This window comes from Rhodoferax ferrireducens, assembly GCF_003347515.1.
GTDB lineage: Bacteria > Pseudomonadota > Gammaproteobacteria > Burkholderiales > Burkholderiaceae_C > Rhodoferax.
On sequence record NZ_QEII01000104.1, the window covers coordinates 1 to 228 of the forward strand.

The 228-nt window shown below is 47.8% G+C and carries 1 tRNA gene; it reads left to right on the forward strand.

From position 1 onward, the window contains the following. Positions 1-53 precede the first annotated feature (53 nt). Positions 54-127 (forward strand) — tRNA-Gly (locus C5P05_RS00440). The last annotated feature ends 101 nt before the right edge of the window (positions 128-228 follow it).

Sequence of the window (228 nt, forward strand, 5' to 3'; positions counted from 1 at the left end):
ACAATTCAGCCACTTAGAGTAAAAACATGTTGTAAATCAACAGGTTACGATAAGCGGGTGTAGTTCAATGGCAGAACTTTTGCTTCCCAAGCAAATAGCGTGGGTTCGATTCCCATCACCCGCTCCAGTCAAAGCCATGGCACACACAGAATCCGACGAATCGGCCTTCGATGCGCCTTTCGTGTTTACCGCTGACGGTAGCAAATCCCTGTACTTCACTCTTGACCA